The sequence below is a fragment of the Kitasatospora sp. NPDC059973 genome (assembly GCF_042737525.1).
Lineage (GTDB): Bacteria > Actinomycetota > Actinomycetes > Streptomycetales > Streptomycetaceae > Kitasatospora.
Window position 1 is genome coordinate 1 of record NZ_JBHWUI010000324.1, and the last position, 3,805, is coordinate 3,805.

Genomic DNA, 3,805 nt, shown 5'->3' on the forward strand with positions numbered 1-3,805 from the left:
GCCGGAATCCCGGCCGACCCGCCCCGAACCATGCCGGCTGCGGGCACCGTCGCCACTACGGCCGGGTGCCCGCACCCCACCGGTGGGGGACGCCCACCCCCACCTCGAGGTCCCACAGGACGCACACCGCACCCGGCCGGGCCACGAACGACCAGGCCACGGCGGTGCGGCGCAGCTGTTCCGCCATCGATCCGGCGCGCCGCGCGCTGCCGGCGAGTTCTCCGCCCTGCGGGTGGTGGTGGAGGAACCGCCCGTAGGCCGTCCGGCAGAAGGCCGCGTAGCGCTCGGTGCAGAGGATCAGCCCGTGCCACGCCTCGTCCACGGCGAACGACGGCATGCCGATGACCTGCCGGTCCAGCATCGCCGCCCCGCAGCAGCGCAGCCACTGGCGCAGCCCGGTCTCGACCAGCTCGCGCGGCTCGAACGGGCACGTCCGGTAGACGGCGGGGGGCAGTTCGAGCGCGTCGACGGCCGCCTGCACGCGGTCGACGCGACGGGAGTACGTTCGTGAGAGCACGCCTGCTCCGTTCCCGGCGGCCGGGCGCTCAGCTGCCGCCGCATCCGCCGCCGCAGCCACCTCCGCCACAGCCTCCCCCGCCGCAACCGCCGCCGCCGCTGCCGCTGCTGCCGGAGTCGCCGCCGGAATCGCCGCCGCGGTAACGGGACTTCCTCTTCCGGTCCCCGCCGTCCGTCAGCGAGCCGGCGATGATGCCGAACAGGACGAGTCCGGCCAGAATGACGATACCGATGATGATCATCTATCCACTCCCCCAGTTGGCGCCGGACGAGGTGCCTGACGACCTGCGGCGCGCGGATTCCGGCCCGCTCGCACGGGTCGCGCGGAATGCGGATCCGGCCGCGCCAGGACGGCCCCCCGTCTGCGGCGATACTTCATTATGCTCGGAGGGTCTGACACTGAAACGGCGTCAGATCACCGGTGCGGCAGGCCAGCTGCCGTGGGGAGCCGGCGTGGGTGGGCGAGGACGGAGTCGAACCGTCACAGCCGAGGCGGGGGTGTTACAGACCCCTGGGCTCCCCCGGGCCCAGCTCGCCCTCGGCGGAGGCGCCGCGCCGAAAAGGGCCGCCTCGGGGACCGTCCCCCGAGGCGGCCCGGCCGGCGGCCGACGGGCGCACTGCGACGACGTCCCCCGGATCCGGGAGTACCGGAAGCGCTGACACGGGAAGCGCTGACACGGGGAGCGGGTGAAGGCGTTCACGATCCCGCTCCTTCCTGGTGGTTCGGCGCGAGGCGCCCGCTGTGACGCCCGCCCGGCGGACGGGGCGACCGACTGACGACGACACCGCCCGGCCCGTCGCCGCGGACGACGCACGGACCGGGCGACCGGGGTCAGGGGTGTGCTCACCGGGCGGCCGGGCCCGCCGCGGCCGCGTGCCGGGCACGGGCGAGCGTCGGATAGCGGACCGTGAACAGGAGCGGCAGGACGAACGTGGCGACGGTGAGCAGGGTGCGGGCGTCGCCCGCGTCCGGCCGGTAGTGGCGCAGCAGCGCGCCACCGAGGCCGGCGAGGGTGAACGCGGCCGCCCACACCGCGGTGATGACGCGGTTGACCCGGAGGAACAGCGGACTCTTCCAGACGTGCTCGGGCGTCTGGGTGCGGGCGATGCCGAGGGTGAAGGGCCGGCCGAGCGCGAGCGAGCCCCAGGCGGTGGCCGCCAGCCAGAGCGAGGACAGCGGCGGGCCGTAGTGGGCGACGGCGGTGGAGTCGGGCGCGGCGAAGGCGGCGCAGGTGTAGCCGGCCAGGAAGACGACGGCACTGGCCTCGATCACCAGGGCGTCCCAGCCCCGGCCGGCGCGGCGCTGGGTCACCACGAGTGCGAGGGCCAGCAGGAGGCCGGTGAGCGCGGCCCAGCGGAGGTCGACGGTGCCGGTGAGGACCGCGACGGCGATCCACGGGGCAAAACTGCGGAGGTGGCCCATGACGATGTCTCCCCTGTTGAACGTGCGATGCGGTGTCGAGCGTGCGATGCGTGTCCATCGTGCGATGCGTGTCCATCGTGCGATCCGCTGCCGATCGGCGCCGCGGGCGGTCGCTCCGCCCGGCAATCCCTCAGCCTGTCAAGCACCCGCTCTCGGCGGAACGGGCAGATGATGCAAGACTTGATGCAGGAAACTGCACGGACCCGGGGGCGGCCATGAGTTTGCAGAGCTTGGGTCTGACGGGCGACCAGGAGCGCGTCTACCGCTACGTGCTGCGTACCCGGCCGGGCGATCCCGACACCGCGGGCGCGGACCTGGGCCTGCCCGATGTGCGGGCGGTCCTCGGCGAGTTGCGGGCCCTGGGGCTGCTCGACGCGACGCTGACCCCGCTGCCGCCCGCGGCCGCCGTCGACCTGCTCGTCCGCCGCCGCGTGGAGCGCACCTCCCGCGAACTGGCCCGGCTCGACGCCGCGTTCGACGTGGTGTGGGAGCTCGCCGAGGAGGCCCGCCACGGTCGCCGCGTCGAGCTCGTCGAGCGCATCAGGGACACCGCGCAGGTCACCCACCGGATCCGCACGATGCCGGGACGCGTCGAGACGCTGAACGCCAAACCGCTGCCCCGCAGCGGGGTTCCGCTCCGCGACGAAACGGCCCTCCGGTTCCGGCGGGCGCTCGCCGACGGGATGGCCTGCCGCACCCTCGTCGGCACGGCGGCTCTCGACCGGCCCGAGCAGATGGCCTACGCCCGGCACTGGCACGACCTGGGCGACGTCCACCGCGTGACGCCCGAACCGTTCCGCCGGCTGCTCATCGTCGACCGGCGGGTCGCCTTCGTCCGCCTCGACCCCGCCCGGCCGGAGTCGGACACCCTGCAGATCGGCCAACCCGGGATCGTCGCCGCGCTAGTCGACCTGTTCGAAGGGCTCTGGACCCGCGCCACCGACCTCGACCACCTCGACCTCACCACCGTCGAGGCCCAGGTCCTGCGCACCCTGAGCGAGCACAGCAAGGACGAGAACGCGGCCCGCGAGCTGAACATCTCCCTGCGCAAGTACCGCACCCACGTCGCCGGCCTGATGACCCGCCTCGGCGCCACCACCCGCTTCCAGGCCGCCCTGCGCGCCAAGGAGCGCGGCTGGCTGTGAACCCGGGGCGGGCCCGGAGCCGGGCCCGGGGCGGGCGTCGACGCGCCTGCGCCGCCAGGGCGGTCCCCCTGGATAGCGTGACCGGCGAGAACCACGGAAAGCCACCAGGAGGACACGCAATGTCAGATCCGGCGAAGCGCCGCATCTTCTCCATGCTGGACACGGACGGCGACGGCGTCATCTCGCGGGCGGAGTACGTCGCCCGGGTCGACCGGGCGGCCGCGGCCGTGGGGCGCGACGCCCGGGACCCGCTCGTCGTCGCGGCCCGGACCGCCCACGAGGAGGTCTGGCGCCAGATGGACGCCGACCACGATTCCCGCGTCACCTTCGAGGAGTACCGCTCCTGGGCGGGACACGACGCGTTCGAGGCGACCTGCCGGCCCGCCCTCGGCTCGCTGTTCGACCTCGCCGACGCCGACGCCGACGGCCGCCTCACCCGCGAGGAGTTCAGTCGGCTGCGCACCGCGACCGGGAACGCGGAGGGCGACGTCGACGCGGCCTTCGACGCCCTCGACCCCGACGGCGGCGGCACCGTCGACCGCGACACCTACCTGGCGGCCATCCGGGACTTCCTCACCACCGGCACCTCCTCGATGGCGAGCGTGTACGGCGACGGCCGACCCGCGCCGGCGCCGGTCCCGTCCCCCTGATCCACCGGCCCCGGGGCCGGTGGTCCGGCCGGAACGAGGCGAACCGGCCGCCGCCCCCGTCACGGCGACGG

The 3,805-nt window shown here is 74.5% G+C and carries 5 protein-coding genes and 1 tRNA gene; 2 read left to right on the top strand and 4 right to left on the bottom strand.

Translation table 11 applies throughout. From position 1 onward, the window contains the following. Positions 1-55 precede the first annotated feature (55 nt). The 4 genes from ACFWA9_RS38625 to ACFWA9_RS38640 all read right to left on the bottom strand — a co-directional run bounded on the left by ACFWA9_RS38625 (position 56) and on the right by ACFWA9_RS38640 (position 1,939). Entirely contained in the window at positions 56-517 is a 462-nt protein-coding gene (locus ACFWA9_RS38625; RefSeq protein WP_380394178.1) for a hypothetical protein, read from the bottom strand. Positions 518-545: 28 nt separating this feature from the next. Then, entirely contained in the window at positions 546-758 is a 213-nt protein-coding gene (locus ACFWA9_RS38630) for a hypothetical protein (RefSeq protein ID WP_380394181.1), read from the bottom strand. A 216-nt stretch (positions 759-974) separates the two neighbouring features. After that, positions 975-1,054, bottom strand: a tRNA-Tyr gene (locus ACFWA9_RS38635). A 306-nt stretch (positions 1,055-1,360) separates the two neighbouring features. Next, complete coding sequence (locus tag ACFWA9_RS38640) at positions 1,361-1,939, bottom strand: hypothetical protein (RefSeq protein ID WP_329491616.1); 579 nt, start codon at positions 1,937-1,939, stop codon at positions 1,361-1,363. A gap of 215 nt (positions 1,940-2,154) precedes the next feature. On the opposite strand from ACFWA9_RS38640, the gene ACFWA9_RS38645 reads away from it, so the two are divergent. Both ACFWA9_RS38645 and ACFWA9_RS38650 read left to right on the top strand, forming a co-directional pair. Further along, positions 2,155-3,084, top strand: coding sequence for a hypothetical protein (locus ACFWA9_RS38645; RefSeq protein WP_380394184.1), 930 nt, complete (start codon positions 2,155-2,157; stop codon positions 3,082-3,084). A gap of 119 nt (positions 3,085-3,203) precedes the next feature. Next, on the top strand, positions 3,204-3,734 hold the full coding sequence (locus tag ACFWA9_RS38650; protein WP_380394187.1) for an EF-hand domain-containing protein: 531 nt from the start codon (positions 3,204-3,206) through the stop codon (positions 3,732-3,734). Positions 3,735-3,805 lie beyond the last annotated feature (71 nt).